Annotated in this window: 2 protein-coding genes; both read left to right on the plus strand. The window is 25.1% G+C overall.

The window, feature by feature from the left end:
* A partial coding sequence (locus tag Q0F58_RS19395; protein ID WP_294379721.1) for a polysaccharide pyruvyl transferase family protein occupies positions 1-1,609 on the plus strand: 1,609 nt, incomplete at its 5' end.
* Between the two features lie 114 nt (positions 1,610-1,723).
* Positions 1,724-1,843, plus strand: a 120-nt coding sequence (locus Q0F58_RS19400) for a sugar phosphate nucleotidyltransferase (RefSeq protein WP_367118228.1), incomplete at its 3' end; no start/stop codon positions are given.

Below are 1,843 nucleotides of genomic sequence, written 5' to 3' on the forward strand. Positions count from 1 at the left end.
ACTTAGTGGTAAAAGTATAAATAAAATAAAACATATAGGTGCTTTTGAAAGATTTAGACATTTATGTTCTTTGAAAAATTATACAATAGAAAATGCTATAAGGTCATGTTTAAATTATAAATATGATATATCTATCTTGTGTAATTGGAGTATGCCTAATTATGGGGCGCATTTGACACATTATGCATTATATAAAGTTATAAGTGATTTAGGACTTGAAGCATTAATGGTGGAAAGAATTCCATCTTATTATGGCAAATCATTGTCTATTCCTCCTTTGTTTAGAATTAATCCATATCCAATTTGGGCATTGCATAAACCATTTGATAGTAAAACAGATGCATTAGCTATTAATAAGATTTCAGATATTTTTTTAGTTGGTTCAGATCAAAATTGGAATAGATATATGTCACAAGCTGTAGGAGATTTTTGGTTTTTAAATTTTATTCATAATAATAAGAGGAAGATTTCATATGCAGCATCATTTGGTTTTGATACATATGACAGATATATAGAAGAATGTAAAAGAACAGCATATTATCTGAAAAAATTTGATGCTGTTTCTGTGCGTGAGAAAAGTGGTGTTGATATTTGTAAAAAATATTTTAATACAAAAGCTGAATGGGTTTTGGATCCAGTATTTTTGTGTAAGATGGATTATTATAATGAACTTATTTCACATTCTTCTAAGTGTATTTGTTATAAATATGTATTTATGTATATATTAGATATTGGAGATAAGGAAGATGTTCTTGAAAAGATATCTTCAAAATTAAATTTACAATCAATAAATGTTACAGATGCATATGATAAAAATTTAAAACTTAAGAATTGGACTTTACCAGTTGAGGAAGATGTATTAGTTGAAGATTGGCTTAATTATATAAAAAACAGTAATTTTGTAATTACAGATTCGTATCATGGTGTTTGTTTTTCTATTTTATTTAGAAAACAATTTATTGCAATTGTTAATAAAGATAGAGGTGGAGCTAGATTTACTTCATTGTTATCATTATTGAATTTGGAAGATAGAGCAGTAAATAATATTAAAGAAGCAGTAGATAAATTAGATTATTTGAAAGAAATAAACTATAATAGTGTGAATAAAATATTAAATGCAAAAAGAGAACAATCATTGAGATGGCTAAAAGATGCAATTTTTACTAAAGCAGAAAAAACAATTTCTGACGTAGATATTTTAAATGAACGATGTGATGATATTGAAATTAGTAAGGAAAGAATAAATAATCATATAGAAAGAATAGATATAAGAACTGAAAATATAGATAAACATGTTTCTGAATTAGATGTACATACAGTAAATATAGATAAACATGTTTCTGAATTAGATACATATACAATAAATATAGATAGTCATGTTTCTAGGCTAGATACATATGTAGTAAATATAGATAAACATGTATACTCAATTGAAGAATATATTACAAATATGAATGAAGAAATAGTAAGATTACGAGAAGAACTTGAATGCATTAAAAAAGATAATGATATTGTTAAGAAATCATTTTCATATAAGATTGGTAAGACTATTACATATATACCAAGAAATATTGTCAATAAGATTAAAATAATTAAGAGAAGAAAATGATATGATAATAGTTAATAAAAATTAAGATTAGAGATTTTTTAATACTAAGTTTGATTATTAATGTACATTTTTTACTATATAAGTGTGGTTCATATAATAAGAGGATATGATGATATGAATAAAAAAATAAGAAAAGCAATAATACCAGCAGCAGGACTAGGAACAAGATTTCTTCCAGCAACAAAAGCGCAGCCTAAAGAGATGCTTCCAATAGTTGATACGCCAACAATTCAA

The organism is uncultured Clostridium sp. (assembly GCF_934754915.1).
Classification (GTDB): Bacteria; Bacillota; Clostridia; order Clostridiales; family Clostridiaceae; genus Clostridium.